The following is a 15,440-nucleotide window of genomic DNA, read 5'->3' as shown; positions in this document are numbered from 1 at the left end:
CTCTGCCAAGATCGGCGGTATGGGAGAAGCAGTAGGGCGCGACGCGCAGTACGACGTGTTCGCCGAAGAATTCGCCGAACACGCCGAGGACGGGTTCTACAACGCCCACTACGACCGTCCGGCCTGCCTCGACCTGCTCGGCGACGTCGCGGGGAGAAGGGTGCTCGACGCCGCGTGCGGCCCCGGCCTCTACGCCGCCGAGCTGGTCGCGCGTGGGGCGCAGGTGATCGGCTGCGACATCAGTGAGCGGATGGTCGAACTGGCCTCGAACCGGGTCACCGCAGGGGACTTCCGAGTGCACGACCTGTCCGATCCCCTGGTCTGGCTGCCGGACGCCTCGGTCGATCTGGTGCTGTTCGCGCTGGCCGTGGAATACCTGGACGACCGGGTGGCCGCAATGCGCGAGTTTCGCCGCGTGCTGCGGCCCGGTGGGGCACTGGTGCTCTCGCGGATGCATCCGACCGGCGACTGGCTCCGCCTCGGCGGCAACTACTTCGAGCCGCGCGTCGTCGAGGAGGTCTGGAGCAAGGGCTGGCAGGTGCGGTACTGGACCGCACCGCTGGAGGTGACCTGCGAGGAGCTGTTCCAGGCCGGGTTCGTCATCGAACGACTGCGGGAACCCCGGCCGACCGCGGCCGCCGCGGAGATCTCGCCGGAGCGCTACGAACGCCTTAACCGCGAGCCGACCGGCTTCCTCGCGATCCGCGCCCGGCCCGATGTCGTGAGTGCCTAGCCGTGCTGGAGCACGGCTAGGCACTCACGACCACTACTGGTAACCCTGGCCGGACAGGTAGGCCTTTCGCCAGCGGAGGATTGTGACCTCGGTGAACAGATCGGCCCGGGTGAACGGGTCCCGGGCGATGAAGTCCTCGGCTTCGGCGCGGGTTTCGACGTCGACCAGGTAGACCCCGCCCGTGGGTGCGTCGCCGTCGTCGGGGAGCTTGGCTCCGCAGGCCAGCAGCAGCTCCTTGTGCTCCTCGAGGAACGCCAGGTGCGCCGGCCGGTTGTCCTGCCGCACCTGCTGGTGGTCCGGCTTGTCGAACGTTTCGATGAAATAAGGCATTTCCGCTCCTGTTCAGTTGGTCGGCCGCGCAATCCGCACAGCAGGACCGCGGCGACGCAGATCAGGCTGCCCAGAACATCATGATCACCGTTTGACTTCCTCACCGGCCTGAACGCCGCTGACTCCTACCACGCCTGGCGGCACGGGCTTCGCACCGCCAGGTCGCCTCGGTGGGTTCCTGCTTCGCCGCGCTCAGCCCGAACTGGTTCGGGTCTTACATGCGCTCCACAGGCTGTCACCGCCAGTCCGGCGGCCTTGGCGACGTTCACCGCCGCATTCACGTCCCGATCCAAGTGCGCCCCACACGCTGAGCATTGCCAAGTGCGGATGTGCAGCGGTTTGGGTCCGTCTTTGCTGCCGCAGTTCGAGCACACCTGAGAAGTCGGTTCGAACCGGCCGATCCGAACCACCTTCCGCCCGTACAGCGCCGCTTTGTACTCCAACATCCCCACAAACGCCGACCACCCGGAATCGTGCACGGACTTGGCCAAGCGAGTGCGCGCTAGTCCCGAGACCGCCAGGTCTTCCACCGCGATCGCTTGGTTCTCGCGAATCAGCCGAGTGGAAAGCTGGTGGTGGAAATCGCAGCGCGCATCGGCGACTCGCGCGTGACCGCGGGCCACCTTGATCTTGGCCTTGTCCTTGTTCTTACTGCCCCTCTCCTTACGAGCGAGGTCTCGCTGTGCCCGTTTGACCTTCTTTTCAGCGTTACGAAGGAACTTCGGAGCGCTGATCTTCGTACCGTCCGACAGCACCGCGAATTGACCTAGGCCCAGATCGACACCGAGCTCTGGAGCATCGGTGTCGATGGGTTCGGGATTGGTGTCGACGACGAACGACGCGAAGTACCGCCCCGCGGCATCCTTGACCACGGTCACACTCGATGGCGTCGACGGCAGAGCACGGGACCACCGCACCGGCACATCACCGATCTTCGGCAGCCGCAGTTTGCCGCCCGAGGTAACCGACCACCTGGCGTTAGCGGTGAAACGCACCGCTTGACGCCGGTCACGCTTGCTCTTGAACCGGGGGACACCCACCTTGCGACCCGCACGTTTCCCGCTCAGCGAGTCGAAGAAATTTTTGTGTGCCCGATCAGCGTCCCGAAGCGCCTGCTGCAACACCACCGCCGACACCCCGCTCAACCATCCACGGTCCGCGGTGTTCTTCGCCTCGGTGATCAACCGCTTCGACAACTCCGCCGCAGAAGGGATTTTCTCCCCCGCTTCATAGGCATCCCGGCATGCCCGGATGGCGATCCATCGCGAAGTTGAAGTTGACCTGCCCAGCACGCAGGTTCGGGCGCAACACCGGCGGAAACCTGTTGGGGTTCAACGCAGTTCCACCGGGCAGGTCCAGCGGCAGGCTCAGGCAGAAGCTCCGGCCTTCGACGACCTCGGCGACGCCTTCGCGAACCTTCTCTGGGGTGATCAGGTTGAGCCGTCCGAGGTTGTCGTCCGGACCGAAGTCACGCCAGTTGGATCTCTCCGGGCGACGCACCCAACGCGGGTTCTCCATCGAAACCTCCAGGAACGGCGCGGCTCCCCTGCTCAGGGAGCCGCGCCGGTTCGGGTCAGGCCGGCACGGCTTCGGTGCGGGAGTCCTCGGTGGTCGCGCGGTCGTCGTAGTTCGGGCGGCGCAGGAACAGCAGCATGCAGCCCAGGGTCAGCAGGACCTGGAAGATCGCGTAGACGATCACCGTCGTGATCGAACCCGACAGGTTCAGCAGGAACTGGCCCACGATCGGTGTCGTGCCGCCGAGGATCGTGCCGCAGAGCTGGTAGCACAGCGAGATGCCGGTGTAGCGGACGTGCGCCGGGAAGCGGCTGGCAAGCATGCCCGCCAGCGCCGCGTAGTACAGGCAGTGCGGGATGGTCGCGATGGCCACGCCGAACATCGCCAGACCGTAGTCGTTGGTGCCGATCAGCAGGAACATCACCGGCAGCAGCACCACCTCGGGCAGCAGCATGATCGTCACCGCGCGGGACCAGCTGCGCATTCTGGTGGCGATGACCGCGCCGAAGGGCTGGGCGATGATCTGCACGATGTTGGCGACGAGGATGATCGTCAGGAACGAGCTCTTGTCGAACTCCAGGGTGCTGGTGGCCCAGGACAGCGCGAACGTCGACTTGAAGTAGGTGGCCGACAGGCCGATCGTGCAGGCGCCGATGCCCAGCAGGAGCAGCGTCGGGTGCGAGCGCACGACCTCCCAGACCGGCAACTTGGCGACCTTCTTGCTCTCGATCAGGTTGGCCATCGCCGGCGACTCGGTGACCCGCAGCCGAATGAACAGGCCCACCAGTACCAGCAGCGCGGAAGCCAGGAACGGGACGCGCCAGCCCCAGCCCAGGAACGCTTCGTCCGGAAGTTGGCTGATGGCCAGGAAGCTCAGCGTGCTCAAGGTGTTGCCGACCGGCGAGCCCTGCTGGGCGAAAGCGCCGTAGAGGATCGACTTGCCCTTGGGCGCGTGCTCGGAGGCGATCAGCACCGAGCCGCCCCACTCGCCGCCGAGGCCGATGCCCTGGACCATGCGGATGACCACCAGCAGGATCGGCGCCCACACGCCGATCTGGGCGTAGCCCGGCAGCAGGCCGATCAGGGTGGTCGCGATGCCCATCATCAGCAGCGTGATGACCAGGGTCTTCTTCCGCCCCAACCGGTCACCGATGTGGCCGAAGATGATGCCGCCGAGCGGGCGGGCCAGGAACCCGACCCAGAACGTCGCGAACGCCACCAGGGTGCCGACCGCACCGTCGAGCTCCGGGAAGAAGACCTTGTCGAAGACCAAGGCCGACGCCGTGCCGTAGATGTAGAAGTCGAACCACTCGATGGTCGAGCCGATGAAGGCTCCGATCCCGGCGCGGTTGGCCGTGCGGCTCTGCTCGCGCGCGCTGATCGCACCCATGCATTCTCCCTTGAAGCTTCGGTGCCGGTGAGCGCTCAGCAGGCGCTCACGTCCCCGAGATGTGATGGGGGCAACCGTGTCACCTCGCACCAAGACTGTCCAATACAGAATCAGTGCGACAGTGAGACGCAGTTCTTATCAATCAGCGGAGTCGTCCCTGGTCACCAGAGGCGACAGCTTTGCCTAAAACTGGCACCCGACTCGCGCGGAATGTCCGGTCAGTTCTAGGCACAACTGACACTCCGCGCCGAACCGCTCAGGGCTGAGCCGGGGTGGGGAGGGCTTCCTCGGCGATGTCCAGAACCGTGCGCAGGGCCGCCGAGCTGTTGTCGGTGCGCCAGGCGAGCGCCGCGTGCATCCGGATCGGCTCGCCCACCAGCGGTCGGTACACCAAACCGGTTTGCTGTATGTGCTGGCAGGAAGTCAGGGTCAGCGTGACGCCGACGCCCGCCGCCACCAGGGCGAGGATCGTGTAGGAGTCCGGTGCTTCCTGGACGACTCGCGGGTTGAACCCCGCTGACACGCACGCCTTGACCAGCGCGTCGCGCAAGGTGGATCCGGCGTTGGCCGGGAAGCTGACGAACGGTTCGTCGGCGAGCTGCTCGATGCGGATGCGGTCCTGCTGGGCCAGCGGGTGGTCGGTGGGCAGCGCGCAGATCAGCTCCTCCACCTCGATCACCCTGGTCTGGACACCGGGCTGGTTGACCGGGAGCCGGACGAAGCCGAGGTCGAGCGAGCCGTCGGCGACCTTGGCCAGCGCGACGTTGGCGTAGGTCTGCCCGAGCATCACCAGGTCCAGGCCTGGATGCGCGGCGCGCACCGCGCGGGTCAGCAGCGGTAGTGATTCGTGGCTGGAGGCCCCGGCAAAACCGACGGTGACCCGGCCGTACTCGCCGCGCCCGGCCGCTTTGGCCGCTCGCACCGCGGTGTCGACGTCGTCGAGAACCGCGCGGGCGGGTTCCAGAAACGACTCACCCGCGCTGGTCAGCCGGACCGATCTGGTGTTGCGGTCGAAGAGCTGCACGCCGAGTTCGCGTTCCAGCTGCCGGATCTGCTGGCTCAACGGCGGCTGCGCCATCTGCAACCGCTTGGCCGCTCGCCCGAAGTGCAGTTCCTCGGCGACGGCGACGAACGCGGTCAGGTAACGAAGCTCCACGGTGACCCTCGATTGTCCGGCGAATTCATTGACTAATGCTCTTGATCCGACACTAATTCAGTATTGGACAGCTATCAATGAGGGCTGGCAGCGTGAGTTCGAGCCGAATCGAACACCGAGGAGCCCCGCCGATGCACAACCCGGTCGACGAGTCGAAACCGCCGGTCCGCAGGCCGGACAAGACCGCGACGATGCGGGAGGCGATCGCCGCTCACGTCACCGACGGGGCCACCGTGTCGATGGAGGGCTTCACGCACCTGATCCCGACTGCCGCGGGGCACGAGATCATCCGGCAGGGGATCCGGAACCTCACGGTGGCGCGGATGACCGCTGACATCGTCACCGACCAGCTGATCGCCGGTGGCTGCGTGCGCAGGCTGGTGTCGTCGTTCGTCGGCAACTCCACCGCCGGCTCGCTCGGTGAGCTGCGCCGTCGCATCGAGACCGGGCAGCCCGAGCCGCTGGAGTACGAGGAGTACAGCCACTACGGCATGATCTGCCGCTACCTGGCCGGTGCCCAGCGACTGCCGTTCTACCCGCTGCGCTCCTACGCCGGCAGCGACGTGCCGACGATCAACCCCGACATCCGCAAGGTCACCTCGCCCTACCCCGGCCCGGACGGCGGCGAGGAGCAGATCTACGTGGTGCCGCCGCTGAACCCGGACGTCACGATCGTCCACGCGCAGCGCGCGGACCGGGCGGGCAACACCCAGATCTGGGGCCTTACCGGCATCCAGGCCGAGGCCGTTTACGCCGCGCACAAGGCGATCGTGGTCGTCGAGGAAGTCGTGGCCGACGAGGTGATCCGCTCCGACCCGAACCGCACGGTCATCCCGGCGCACGCGGTGGACGCGGTAGTCGAGTGCCCGCGCGGCGCGCACCCGGCCTTCGCGCAGGGCTACTACGACCGCGACGGCGACTTCTACCGCAGCTGGTCGCGCATCAGCAAGGATCCCGAGCGGCTGCAGCAGTGGCTCGACGAGTGGATCCGCGGCACCGCCGACCACGCCGAGTACCTGGCCAAACTGGGATCCGAGGCCCGGGAACGGCTGTCGGTCGGAGAGGCGTGGAGCGAGCCGGTCAACTACGGACGTCGGCTGTGAAGCCCGCAGGAGGAATCGAGATGCCCGAGACAACCACCACGTCCTCCGAACTGCTCGCCGCGGTCGCCTCGCGCGAGCTGGCCGGGAAGAACACCGTGTTCGCCGGGATCGGCCTGCCCACGCTGGCGGTGTCGCTGGCACAGCTGACCGTCGCACCCGACATCGAGATCGTCTACGAATCGGGGGTCTGCGGCGCGCACCCCTCGCACCTGCCGGAGACCATCGCGGACTCGGTGCTGATCACCGACTCCGAGGCGGTGCTGTCGATGCCCGCGCTGTTCGGGTACGTGCTGCAGGGCGGGCGCATCGACGTCGGTTTCCTCGGGGCGGCCCAGATCGACCGCTGGGGCAACCTGAACTCCTCGGTGATCGGCGACTGGCACGCGCCGAAGGTGCGGCTGCCCGGTTCGGGCGGTGCGATGGAGGTGATGGCCAACTCCCGCGAGGTGTTCGTGGTGATGCGCCGCCACGACCCGCGCTCGTTCCTGTCCGAACTGGACTTCTGCACCTCCCCCGGACCGGACCGCGCGCTGCGCGACGGAATCCGGCCACGCGGCGCGGGAGTCACGCGGGTGATCACCGACCTCGGCATCCTGGCCCGCGACGGCCTCGGCGAGGAGCTGCGCCTGGTCGCCACCCACCCCGGGGTGACGGTCGAGCAGGTCCGCGAGGCCACTGGCTGGGACCTCGCGGTCGCCGACGACCTGATCATCGTCGAACCGCCCACCGAAGCCGAACTCCGCCTGCTGCGCGACGACGTCGACCCGGATCGGGTCTACCTGCGCTGACGCGGGACTGTTACGTGGTCAAGAGTGTTTTCCCGGTGACGGAACGGGTTTCCATCGCCGCGTGCGCGTCAGCAGCCCGTTCCAGCGGGAACGTCTGACCGATGGTCGGGGCCAGTTCTTCCCGCGCGGCGAGGGAAAGCGCCCGCTCAACTCGCTCCCGCGTGCCCGAGTGGAGCGCGAAGAGCTGGTCGGCCCCGATCACCTCGACGTCGCGCTGCTGCGCCTGCGCGGCATCGATCTGGCTGACGGACCCGCTGGAAGCGCCGTGGATCGAGAAGCGGCCACCGCGGGCCACTGTCTCGAAGGCCTCCTGGCCGAGCGCGCCGCCGACGCCGTCGAAGACCAGATCGACTCCCCGGCCGCCGGTGGCCGCCAGCACCTGGTCCGTCCAGCCGGGCACCGAGTAGTCCACGACCAGCTCCGCGCCGAGCGACCTCACCAGCTCACCCTTGCGCTCACCTCGCGCGGCGCCGATGACGTGTGCGCCGGCCGCCCGTGCCAGCTGCACCAGCAGACTGCCGAGCCCACCGCCGGCCGCCTCGACCAGAACCCACTCCCCCGGCTTGATCCCGGCTCGGTCCATCAGCCCCAGCGCGGTCGCGCCGTCGTCCTGCAACGCCGCCGCCACCGGCAGCCCGAGCCCATCCGGAACGGGGATCAGCGCTGCTGCCTCGGCCACCGCCCGCTCGGCGTTGCCGCCAAGACCGTCCGCGGTGTGGGTGACCACTCGACGTCCCACCCAACTCTGCTCGACGTCTGCCCCGACCGAGCGCACCGTGCCCGCAACCGTCGCGCCCGGCACGTACGGCAGTTCCGGAAGCGGCGGCCCCGGCGTGAAGCCGCGCCGCAACTGGGTCTGCACGAAGTCGATGGCGGCCACCACCACGTCGATCACGACTTGCCCCGGACCGGCCACCGGCTCCGGCGCCTGCGCGGGCACCAAGACCTCCGGACCACCGAAGTCGCTCACTCGCACAACTCGCATGCGACGAGCTTCCACTCTCCACTTCACTGGAGGTCAACCCGTCCACGCGAATTCATGCAGGCCCCCCGGGCCCGGACACGTCGACCTCGGCAGCGAGCGGTCACGCAGCGGACAGGCCGACTTCGGTGCGAAGCATCGCCCTGGTCCTGCGGGTTCCGGCCGGTTCAGCGGGGTCGGTGGGGTCGGTGGCGCGTCGTTCGCATTCCGCCGCCACCGCGCGCATTTCGTGGCGGTAGCGCTCGGCGAGGTGCCACTGCCGCGCTTGGCGGGCGAGGTTGAGCTGGTGTTCGGCGCGCCGAGCGCGGTCGTCTAGTTCCTCGGTGGTGCAGCGGTTCAGAAGCACGGCTCTCCTCCGGGTCTCACGCGGCGAACCGCTGCGCGGGGATCACGCCGACTGCGGCTCGCACCGCGTCGAAGTGGGTCCGGTGCACTGTGCGGGCGCTGTCCGGGCCGGGGTTGGCCCTGGTGCCGTGCTGATCGCAGATCCACGTGCCCATGAACAGGTTCCGGTACACGTGCGGTGGGCGGGGAGCGGAGTGGGGGGAGCGGGTTTCGGGCTGTCGGGAGGGGTGCATCGCTGGTCGGGTCCTGGGGTCGTCTGGTCGTCTGTGCCGTTCCAGACTGGTCCCCAGCTTCCCCGGCGACCACGGGAGGACTACGTACGGACATACGTATTTAGGGACTTTAGCCTCTGGAGCGTCGCGGTTCCCCGTCGTAGCCGTCCGGGATCGGGCTCGGCGAGCAATCTCGGACGCGGAAGGCGAGCTGCAGCCGGGCAAAGCAGGGGGGCTGCCACGGCGATGCGCGAAGCGCAGCGGATCGAGGCCCAGCGCAGCACGATCACCGAGCACATCGAAGCGGAGAACGCGCACAACTGGCCGCGCGTGTTCGGCACCTTCATCCAGCACGAGCACGCGTTCTACGACGTCGTCCCGCTGAGCACCCGGTACGCGGGGGTGCAGGACTTCTACCAGCTCCTGGACAGCGCCATCCCGGACTTCCCGATCACGGTGAACGCCGAGTACGACTCCCTCGGCGCCTCCGTGCGGGAGGTGACCATCGACGGGACGCACCAGGGCGAGTACTGCGACGCGCAACCGGCGGGGCGACGGGTGTCATTCGAGCTGGCCGCCGTGTACATCTTCCGGCCGGAGAAGCCCGGGAAGCTGCTGGCGGAGCGCATCTACTTCGACAACGAGACCGTGCTGCGCCAGATGCGCGAGGAGGAGAACGCCCCGGCCGGGATCGGTTTGGCACCGAGGTGAACCGCTAGGCGGTCGCGTCCTGCCCGGCGGCGACCCACGTGGCGATCTGCGTGCGCGAACCGAAGTCGAGCTTGGTCAGGATGTGCTCGACATGCGCTTCCGCAGTTCGCTGGCTGATCACCAACTGAGCCGCGATCTCCTTGTTCGACAACCCCTGCGCGACGGCTTCGGCGACCTGGAGCTCCCGGCGTGTCAGCGGACCCCGGCGCGGTTCCCGGGCGGGACTCGGCGCCGGTCGGGGCTTTTCCCGAACCGCCGCCGCCAAGCCAGCAGGCGGTCTAGCCACTGCCTGCCCTCCGCGATCAGCCCGCAGGCCGTCCAGTAGAACCACAGCGCACCTGCGAGGCGGAGACCTACCTGCACCTGGCCCGGCCGCGTCGCGCAGAACTCCAGGGCGGACCGCAGGTTGTCGTGCTCGGCGGCGATCCGGGCGCGCCACTGGAGCTGGTCCGGCCCGAACCAGTCGCGCGCACCCCGCTCCGCCAGGTCGAGGTAGCAGGCCTGGTTCAGCTGGCGCAACCGCGTCCGCTCGTCCTCCGCCAGCAGGCTGAGGCCGTACTCGCGGACCGTCGCCAGCAGCCGGTAGCGGGTGGTTCCGGCGGGCACGTGCTCGCGGGTGAGGATCGACTTGTCCACCAGCGCCGCCATCAGCTCCAGGACGCGCTCCCGGCCGAGCCCGGTTCCGCTGCAGACGTGCTCGACCGCAGCGAGGTCCACGCCACCGGCGAAGACCGACATCCGCGACCACAGCAAGCGCTTTAACCTGCACCTGACCCAGCTCGGCACGGTGCGGGCCCGCAGCGCAGGGTGAGGCGGAACGGATCTCCGGGCTTTGTGCAAGAGCATTCAGGCAGGTTCGGCGGGCAGCCGTACGGGGTACAACGCAAGGAGTCATGCACCCGCTACCGGGGGACTCCATGAAGATCGTGTGCATCGGGGCCGGACCCGCCGGTCTCTACTTCGCCATCTCCGCGAAGCTGCGCGACGCCGGGCACGAGATCGCTGTCATCGAACGCGATCCGCCGGGCGCCACCTACGGCTGGGGCGTCGTGTACTGGGACGACCTGCTCGACACCCTCTACATCAACGACCGGGAGAGCGCGCAGCGGATCCGCGCCGCGTCGACGGTGTGGCAGGACCAGGTCGTGGCCATGCGGGGCGGGCGCGCCTACCTCACCGGGTACGGGTTCAGCGTGAACCGGGCAGTGCTGCTGGACGTCCTCGTCCAGCGCGCCGTCGACGTCGGAGTGGACGTGCAGTTCGAACGGGCGGTGGACGACATCGCCGAGTTCGCCGACGCCGACCTGGTGGTGATCGCCGACGGCGCAAACAGCCGCAACCGGCAGCGCTACGCCGACCAGTTCGGCACCGAGCTGCACCAGGGGAACAACCCCTACCTCTGGCTGGGCACCGACCGGGTGTTCGACAAGTTCACCTTCGGCTACGAGCAAACCCCGCACGGCTGGATCTGGTTCCACGCCTACCCCTCCAGCTCCGGGATCAGCACCTTCATCGTCGAGTGCCAGGAGGAGACCTGGCGGGCGCTCGGCTTCGACCAGCTCGACGACAAGGCCACCACCCGGTTGCTGGAGGAGATCTTCGACGAGCACCTGGCCGGGCACGCGCTGATCAGCGCGGCGCGCGGCAAACCCGCGACCTGGCAGCGCTTCACGCAGGTCTACAACCAGACCTGGCGGCACGGCAACGCGGTGCTGATCGGCGACGCCGCGCACACCACGCACTTCACCATCGGTTCGGGCACCAGGCTGGCCATGATCGACGCGGTGGTGCTCGCCGAGAAGCTGCAGGAGAACGAGCAGACCGGCAACGCGCTCAAGGAGTTCGACGGCGAGGGGCACGCCGCGATGCGCATGGCGCAGGCCGCCGCGCGCTCCAGCATGGCTTGGTTCGAGAGCATCGACCGCTACGCCGACCGAGACGCGATCGACTTCTGCTTCGCGATGTCCTCGCGCTGCGGACTGCAACCACCGTGGCGCTACCAGATGCATCGGTTGACGCAGAAACCGTTGGTCCGCAACACTTTACGGATCTTCGATCTCGGGTTGCGGTGGTTGCGCGCGCGGCGGCGCGGTGAGTCGTGGCAGCGGGGTCAGCCGACCCTGACGTAGAGCTGCATCCCCTCCTGCCGGTGGTCGCCGACCGGGCACCAGAAGTCGTACACGCCCGGCACCAGGGTCACCGTCAGGTCAGCGGCGTTGCCGGGCTGGACCACCGGTGTCTTCGCGTTGTTGACGCCAGGCCCGTTGATCTCCAGGACGTGCACGGCGCGTCCCTCGTTGATCGCGTGGAACGTGTAGCGGCCCGGCGGGAACCAGGCGGGCTGCAGCAGCGCGAACTCGACCATCCCGACCGGCACCACCCGCGGCGGCCCAAAGCCGGTCTGCGCCGGCTGCGCAGCGGCTGCCGTGGTCGCACCGGCGCACAGCGCGGCCATCAGGGCGATCACTCCGGACAGAATCCCGAAGCACCGCCGAACTGTGGAAAACCTGTTCGCTTTCTTCTCGACCTGCATGATCCGACCCCCCTCGGATTCCGCATCGGACCGGACGCGCCGCGGCGTTCCGGCCCAGGTGAGAGTGCGGATCCAGGGTAGGACCGCCGCTCCTCCGGGTGGTGTCCGGTGAGGTCGGTGGGGAGCGTGGCGCAGCTGTGCGGACTCTTGCCGGAGCGCCGCGTGGTGGCGCGCGGGGCGCACGCGTCCGCGTCGCCCCAGCGGGGTCCCGAACCGCTCGGACGGGCAGTTTCAACTGGCTGTCCCGGTAGCGGGCTGGTGTGATCCTGACGTGGGTGTGGCTACGGGTGCCCCGTCGACGGTCCATCGGCGAGGGCGAGCGGTGTTCAGCTGGGCGCTGTGGGACTGGGGCTCCGCAGCGTTCAACACCGTCATCTTGACGTTCGTATTCACCGTGTACTTGACCGAGGGCGTCGCCGTCGATCCGGAGAGCGGATCGAAGGCGCTCGGCGTGGCGCTGACCATCGCCGGGGTGTGCATCGCGCTGGTGGCGCCGGTGACCGGTCAGCGCAGCGATGCCGGCGGGCGGCGCAAGCTGTGGCTGGCGGTGCACACCGGCCTAGTGATCGTTTGCACTGCAGGGTTGTTCTTCGTCCAGAAGGAGCCGTCGTTCCTGATGCTGGGCCTGGTGCTGTTGGCCACGGCCAGCGTGTTCTCCGAGTTCGCCACGGTGAACTACAACGCGATGCTGCTGCAGGTCTCGACCCCGGCGACGATCGGGCGCATCTCCGGGTTCGGCTGGGGCATGGGCTACTTCGGCGGGCTCATCGCACTGGTGATCGTGCTGATCGGGTTCGTGCAGCCCGCCATCGGCCTGTTCGGGGTGACCGCGGACGACGGGCTCAACATCCGCGTCGTCGCGCTGTTCGCCGCGGTGTGGTTCGCGGTGTTCGCGCTGCCGCTGTTCGCCTTCGTGCCCGAGGCCCCGTCCTCCGGCGAGCAGGTGCGCCACGCCCTGCTGAGCAGCTACGTCGTGCTCGGCAAGCGGCTGGCGTGGATGTGGCGCGAGGAGCGGCGCACGCTGGGGTTCCTGGTGGCCAGCGCGATCTACCGGGACGGGCTGGCGGCGATCTTCACCTTCGGCGGGGTGATCGCCGCGGGCACCTTCGGGTTCAGCCCCAGCGAGGTGGTGGTCTTCGCGATCTCGGCGAACCTGGTGGCCGGGCTCGGCGCTTTCCTGGGCGGCCGGGCCGACGACCGGTTCGGGCCGAAGACGGTCATCGTCGCGGCGCTGTTCGGCCTGGTGCTGGTCGGTGGTCTGCTGCTGGTGCTGCCATCCGGCAAGGCCGCGTTCTGGGTGTGCGGGCTGACGCTGGCGATCTTCCTCGGCCCAACGCAGTCGGCCAGCCGTACGTTCCTGGCGCGCATCGCCACACCGGGCAAGGAGGGCGAGGTGTTCGGCCTCTACGCCACCACTGGACGCGCGGTGAGCTTCCTGGGTCCGCTGGCCTTCAGCGGTTTCATCGCCATCTTCGGCAGCCAGCGCGCTGGGATGGGCGGCATCGTCATCATCCTGCTGGTCGGGCTGATCGCGATGCTGCCGGTGCGCTCGCCGGACCGCCCTCCTGAACCGACCGAGATCCCCGCCACCGACGCCAGCTGAGCTCAGCGGACGTTGCGGCGCAGGCGGACTCGGTAGGAGTAGTGCTCGGGCAGGAAATGGCTGACCGCCAGTTCGACGGGCCGCCCTGTCGTGGATTGGTACATGCGGTCGATGCGCAGCAGGGACCGGTCCGGTTCGCAGCCGAGCTGCTCGGCGATCTCGGGCGTCGCGGTACCGACGGTGATGCTCTGCTCCGCCTCCGCGATGGGGTCGGTCAGCCGGTCGTCGAGCAGTCCGATGATGGTCAGCCGGCTGCGGGCGCCGACCTCGGTCAGCTCGGGCACCGACTCGACCAGCTTGCCCACCTCGGGCGGCAGGAACACGGTGGTCAGGCAGAACGGCACGTCGTCGTGCAGGCGCAGGAACTCCAGCACGTGCACCCGGTCGGCGGCCAGCCGGAGCCGCCCGGCGGCGTCGAGGTCGACCTTGCGGTGCAACGGGGTGAGCAGCTGCATCGTGGTGTCGATGGACAGCCCCATCAGGTCGTCAATGGAGCCGAACTGGCGCAGGTACTGCTCCTCGCGGGGCGCAGCGAAGGTACCGCGGCCCGGGATCCGGTAGACCATGCCCTCCGCGACGAGGTCCTGGAAAGCGCGGCGCACCGTCTGGCGGCTGACGCGGTTGCTCTCGGCGAGCTCGGCCTCGGTGGGCAGCCGCTTGCCCTCCGGGTAGTCGTGCTGCAGGATCGCCGACCGCAACTCGCGCGCCAGGCGCAGGTACGCGCTCTCCCGGCCGTCCGCCACGTCATCACCTCCCGACTTTTCGCCTCCGACCGTAGCGGAACCGCTCGGAGCCCGATCTTCAGCCGTCGAGGCCACCGCGTTTGACGAGTTGAGCGGCGATCACGTTGCGCTGGATCTCGTTGGTGCCCTCGCCGACGATCATCAGCGGTGCGTCGCGGAAGTAGCGTTCCACGTCGAACTCCGTGGAGTAGCCGTAGCCGCCGTGGATGCGCACCGCGTTGAGCGCGATCTCCATGGCGACCTCGGAGGCGAACAGCTTGGCCATGCCCGCTTCCATGTCCACCCGGCGTCCCGCGTCGTACTCGCGCGCCGCGTGCAAGGTCAGCTGGCGGGCGGCGGTGAGCTTGGTGGCCATGTCCGCCAGGTAGTTGCCCACCGACTGGTGCTGCCAGATCGGCTGGCCGAAGCTCTCCCGTTCCTGGGCGTAGCGCAGCGCGTCGTCCAGCGCGGCCTTGCCCACGCCGAGCGCGCGGGAGGCGACCTGGATCCGGCCGGTTTCCAGGCCTTTCATCATCTGCGCGAAGCCCTTGCCCTCCGTTCCACCGAGCACGGCGGTCACCGGCGCGCGGTAGTCGTTGAAGGACAGCTCGCAGCTCTCGACTCCCTTGTAGCCGAGTTTGGGCAGGTCTCGGGAGACCGTCAGGCCTGGTCCGTGCTCGACCAGGATGATCGAGATGCCCTTGTGCGCGGGCTGCGCGTCCGGGTCGGTCTTGCACAGCAGCGCGATCAGCTGGGAGCGGCGGGAGTTGGTGATCCAGGTCTTGGCACCGTTGATCACGTACCCTCCCCCACTCTCGGCTTCGCTCGAGCGGGAGGTGCCCCCTTCATCTCGGCGAGCGGTCGTGGTCATCGCTTGCAGGTCCGAGCCGCCGCCCGGTTCGGTGAGCGCCATCGTCGCGCGGATCTCACCGGTGGCCATCTTCGGCAGGTACCGGCGCTTCTGCTCCTCGGTGCCGAAGTTCAGCAGCAGTTTGGACACCACGCTGTGCCCGCCCATCGCGCCGGCCAGGCTCATCCAGCCGCGGGCCAGTTCCTCGACGATGAGCACGTAGCAGGGGGTGGAGACCGGGGTGCCGCCGTGCTCCTCCGGGATGGCCAGCCCGAAGATGCCCAACTCCTTCATCTGCTCGATGAGGGCTTCCGGGTAGGTGTTGGTGTGCTCGAGTTCCTGCACCACCGGCTTGACGGACTTGTCGACGAAGTCCCGAACCGTTGCCACGGCAAGCTTCTCGTCCTCACCAAGGATGTCCAATGTGCTCACTCCGCAGTGCCCTTCTCTCGGTGCCGCGCACATTC

At 68.4% G+C, this 15,440-nt stretch carries 18 protein-coding genes and 1 pseudogene; 6 read left to right on the top strand and 13 right to left on the bottom strand.

Going from position 1 to position 15,440, the window contains the following annotated elements; all coding sequences use genetic code 11:
- Positions 1-19 precede the first annotated feature (19 nt).
- The gene (locus ACWCO2_RS00455) at positions 20-733 is read left to right on the top strand and encodes a class I SAM-dependent methyltransferase (protein WP_450125531.1); all 714 of its coding nucleotides are present in this window, start codon (positions 20-22) and stop codon (positions 731-733) included.
- A 33-nt stretch (positions 734-766) separates the two neighbouring features.
- Here ACWCO2_RS00455 and ACWCO2_RS00450 read toward each other — a convergent pair whose 3' ends face one another.
- The 5 genes from ACWCO2_RS00450 to ACWCO2_RS00430 all read right to left on the bottom strand — a co-directional run bounded on the left by ACWCO2_RS00450 (position 767) and on the right by ACWCO2_RS00430 (position 5,124).
- The gene (locus tag ACWCO2_RS00450) at positions 767-1,063 is read right to left on the bottom strand and encodes a YciI family protein (RefSeq protein ID WP_450125530.1); all 297 of its coding nucleotides are present in this window, start codon (positions 1,061-1,063) and stop codon (positions 767-769) included.
- Positions 1,064-1,188: 125 nt separating this feature from the next.
- A complete protein-coding gene (locus ACWCO2_RS00445) occupies positions 1,189-2,355 on the bottom strand; it encodes an RNA-guided endonuclease InsQ/TnpB family protein (RefSeq protein ID WP_450125529.1) in 1,167 nt (388 codons plus the stop codon).
- Positions 2,291-2,581: a hypothetical protein gene (locus ACWCO2_RS00440; RefSeq protein ID WP_450125528.1), complete on the bottom strand. Its 291-nt coding sequence runs from the start codon at positions 2,579-2,581 to the stop codon at positions 2,291-2,293. The genes ACWCO2_RS00445 and ACWCO2_RS00440 overlap by 65 nt, the downstream gene beginning before the upstream one ends.
- Before the next feature lie 55 nt (positions 2,582-2,636).
- Entirely contained in the window at positions 2,637-3,968 is a 1,332-nt protein-coding gene (locus tag ACWCO2_RS00435) for an MFS transporter (RefSeq protein ID WP_450125527.1), read from the bottom strand.
- A 256-nt stretch (positions 3,969-4,224) separates the two neighbouring features.
- Entirely contained in the window at positions 4,225-5,124 is a 900-nt protein-coding gene (locus ACWCO2_RS00430) for a LysR family transcriptional regulator (protein WP_450125526.1), read from the bottom strand.
- Between the two features lie 131 nt (positions 5,125-5,255).
- Here ACWCO2_RS00430 and ACWCO2_RS00425 point away from each other — a divergent pair, with 131 nt between their 5' ends.
- Both ACWCO2_RS00425 and ACWCO2_RS00420 read left to right on the top strand, forming a co-directional pair.
- A complete protein-coding gene (locus tag ACWCO2_RS00425; RefSeq protein WP_450125525.1) occupies positions 5,256-6,227 on the top strand; it encodes a CoA transferase subunit A in 972 nt (323 codons plus the stop codon).
- A gap of 20 nt (positions 6,228-6,247) precedes the next feature.
- Positions 6,248-7,015, top strand: a complete 768-nt coding sequence (locus ACWCO2_RS00420; protein ID WP_450125524.1) for a CoA-transferase subunit beta — start codon at positions 6,248-6,250, stop codon at positions 7,013-7,015.
- A gap of 10 nt (positions 7,016-7,025) precedes the next feature.
- On the opposite strand, the gene ACWCO2_RS00415 is transcribed toward ACWCO2_RS00420, so the two are convergent.
- The 3 genes from ACWCO2_RS00415 to ACWCO2_RS00405 form a co-directional block, all read right to left on the bottom strand.
- On the bottom strand, positions 7,026-8,000 hold the full coding sequence (locus tag ACWCO2_RS00415) for a zinc-binding dehydrogenase (protein ID WP_450125523.1): 975 nt from the start codon (positions 7,998-8,000) through the stop codon (positions 7,026-7,028).
- Positions 8,001-8,100: 100 nt separating this feature from the next.
- Entirely contained in the window at positions 8,101-8,343 is a 243-nt protein-coding gene (locus ACWCO2_RS00410) for a hypothetical protein (RefSeq protein WP_450125522.1), read from the bottom strand.
- Positions 8,344-8,359: 16 nt separating this feature from the next.
- Positions 8,360-8,575, bottom strand: a complete 216-nt coding sequence (locus tag ACWCO2_RS00405; protein ID WP_450125521.1) for a hypothetical protein — start codon at positions 8,573-8,575, stop codon at positions 8,360-8,362.
- 225 nt (positions 8,576-8,800) lie between these two features.
- Between ACWCO2_RS00405 and ACWCO2_RS00400 the strand changes: the two genes are divergently transcribed.
- Positions 8,801-9,265 carry an ester cyclase gene (locus tag ACWCO2_RS00400; RefSeq protein ID WP_450125520.1) on the top strand — a complete coding sequence of 155 codons (465 nt, stop codon included), beginning with the start codon at positions 8,801-8,803 and terminating at the stop codon, positions 9,263-9,265.
- 4 nt (positions 9,266-9,269) lie between these two features.
- On the opposite strand, the pseudogene ACWCO2_RS00395 reads toward ACWCO2_RS00400, so the two are convergent.
- Both ACWCO2_RS00395 and ACWCO2_RS00390 read right to left on the bottom strand, forming a co-directional pair.
- Positions 9,270-9,491 (bottom strand): annotated as a pseudogene (locus tag ACWCO2_RS00395) (response regulator transcription factor); the annotation flags it as partial.
- On the bottom strand, positions 9,458-10,018 hold the full coding sequence (locus ACWCO2_RS00390) for a hypothetical protein (protein WP_450125519.1): 561 nt from the start codon (positions 10,016-10,018) through the stop codon (positions 9,458-9,460). The pseudogene ACWCO2_RS00395 and the gene ACWCO2_RS00390, both read right to left, overlap by 34 nt.
- Positions 10,019-10,158: 140 nt before the next feature.
- On the opposite strand from ACWCO2_RS00390, the gene ACWCO2_RS00385 reads away from it, so the two are divergent.
- Complete coding sequence (locus ACWCO2_RS00385) at positions 10,159-11,394, top strand: FAD-dependent monooxygenase (protein WP_450125518.1); 1,236 nt, start codon at positions 10,159-10,161, stop codon at positions 11,392-11,394.
- On the opposite strand, the gene ACWCO2_RS00380 is transcribed toward ACWCO2_RS00385, so the two are convergent.
- Positions 11,376-11,732, bottom strand: a complete 357-nt coding sequence (locus tag ACWCO2_RS00380; RefSeq protein ID WP_450125517.1) for a cupredoxin domain-containing protein — start codon at positions 11,730-11,732, stop codon at positions 11,376-11,378. The genes ACWCO2_RS00385 and ACWCO2_RS00380 overlap by 19 nt on opposite strands.
- Before the next feature lie 388 nt (positions 11,733-12,120).
- On the opposite strand from ACWCO2_RS00380, the gene ACWCO2_RS00375 reads away from it, so the two are divergent.
- Entirely contained in the window at positions 12,121-13,401 is a 1,281-nt protein-coding gene (locus ACWCO2_RS00375; RefSeq protein WP_450125516.1) for an MFS transporter, read from the top strand.
- A 2-nt stretch (positions 13,402-13,403) separates the two neighbouring features.
- Here the strand turns inward: ACWCO2_RS00375 and ACWCO2_RS00370 are convergent, their stop codons facing one another.
- Together ACWCO2_RS00370 and ACWCO2_RS00365 are read right to left on the bottom strand one after the other, a co-directional pair.
- Positions 13,404-14,144, bottom strand: a complete 741-nt coding sequence (locus ACWCO2_RS00370; protein WP_450125515.1) for a GntR family transcriptional regulator — start codon at positions 14,142-14,144, stop codon at positions 13,404-13,406.
- Positions 14,145-14,202: 58 nt separating this feature from the next.
- Positions 14,203-15,438 carry an acyl-CoA dehydrogenase family protein gene (locus tag ACWCO2_RS00365; RefSeq protein ID WP_450125514.1) on the bottom strand — a complete coding sequence of 412 codons (1,236 nt, stop codon included), beginning with the start codon at positions 15,436-15,438 and terminating at the stop codon, positions 14,203-14,205.
- Positions 15,439-15,440 lie beyond the last annotated feature (2 nt).

The organism is Saccharopolyspora sp. NPDC002376 (assembly GCF_053593195.1).
Note: the sequence above shows the minus strand (reverse complement) of the source record. Positions and strands in the feature narration are given on the sequence as shown.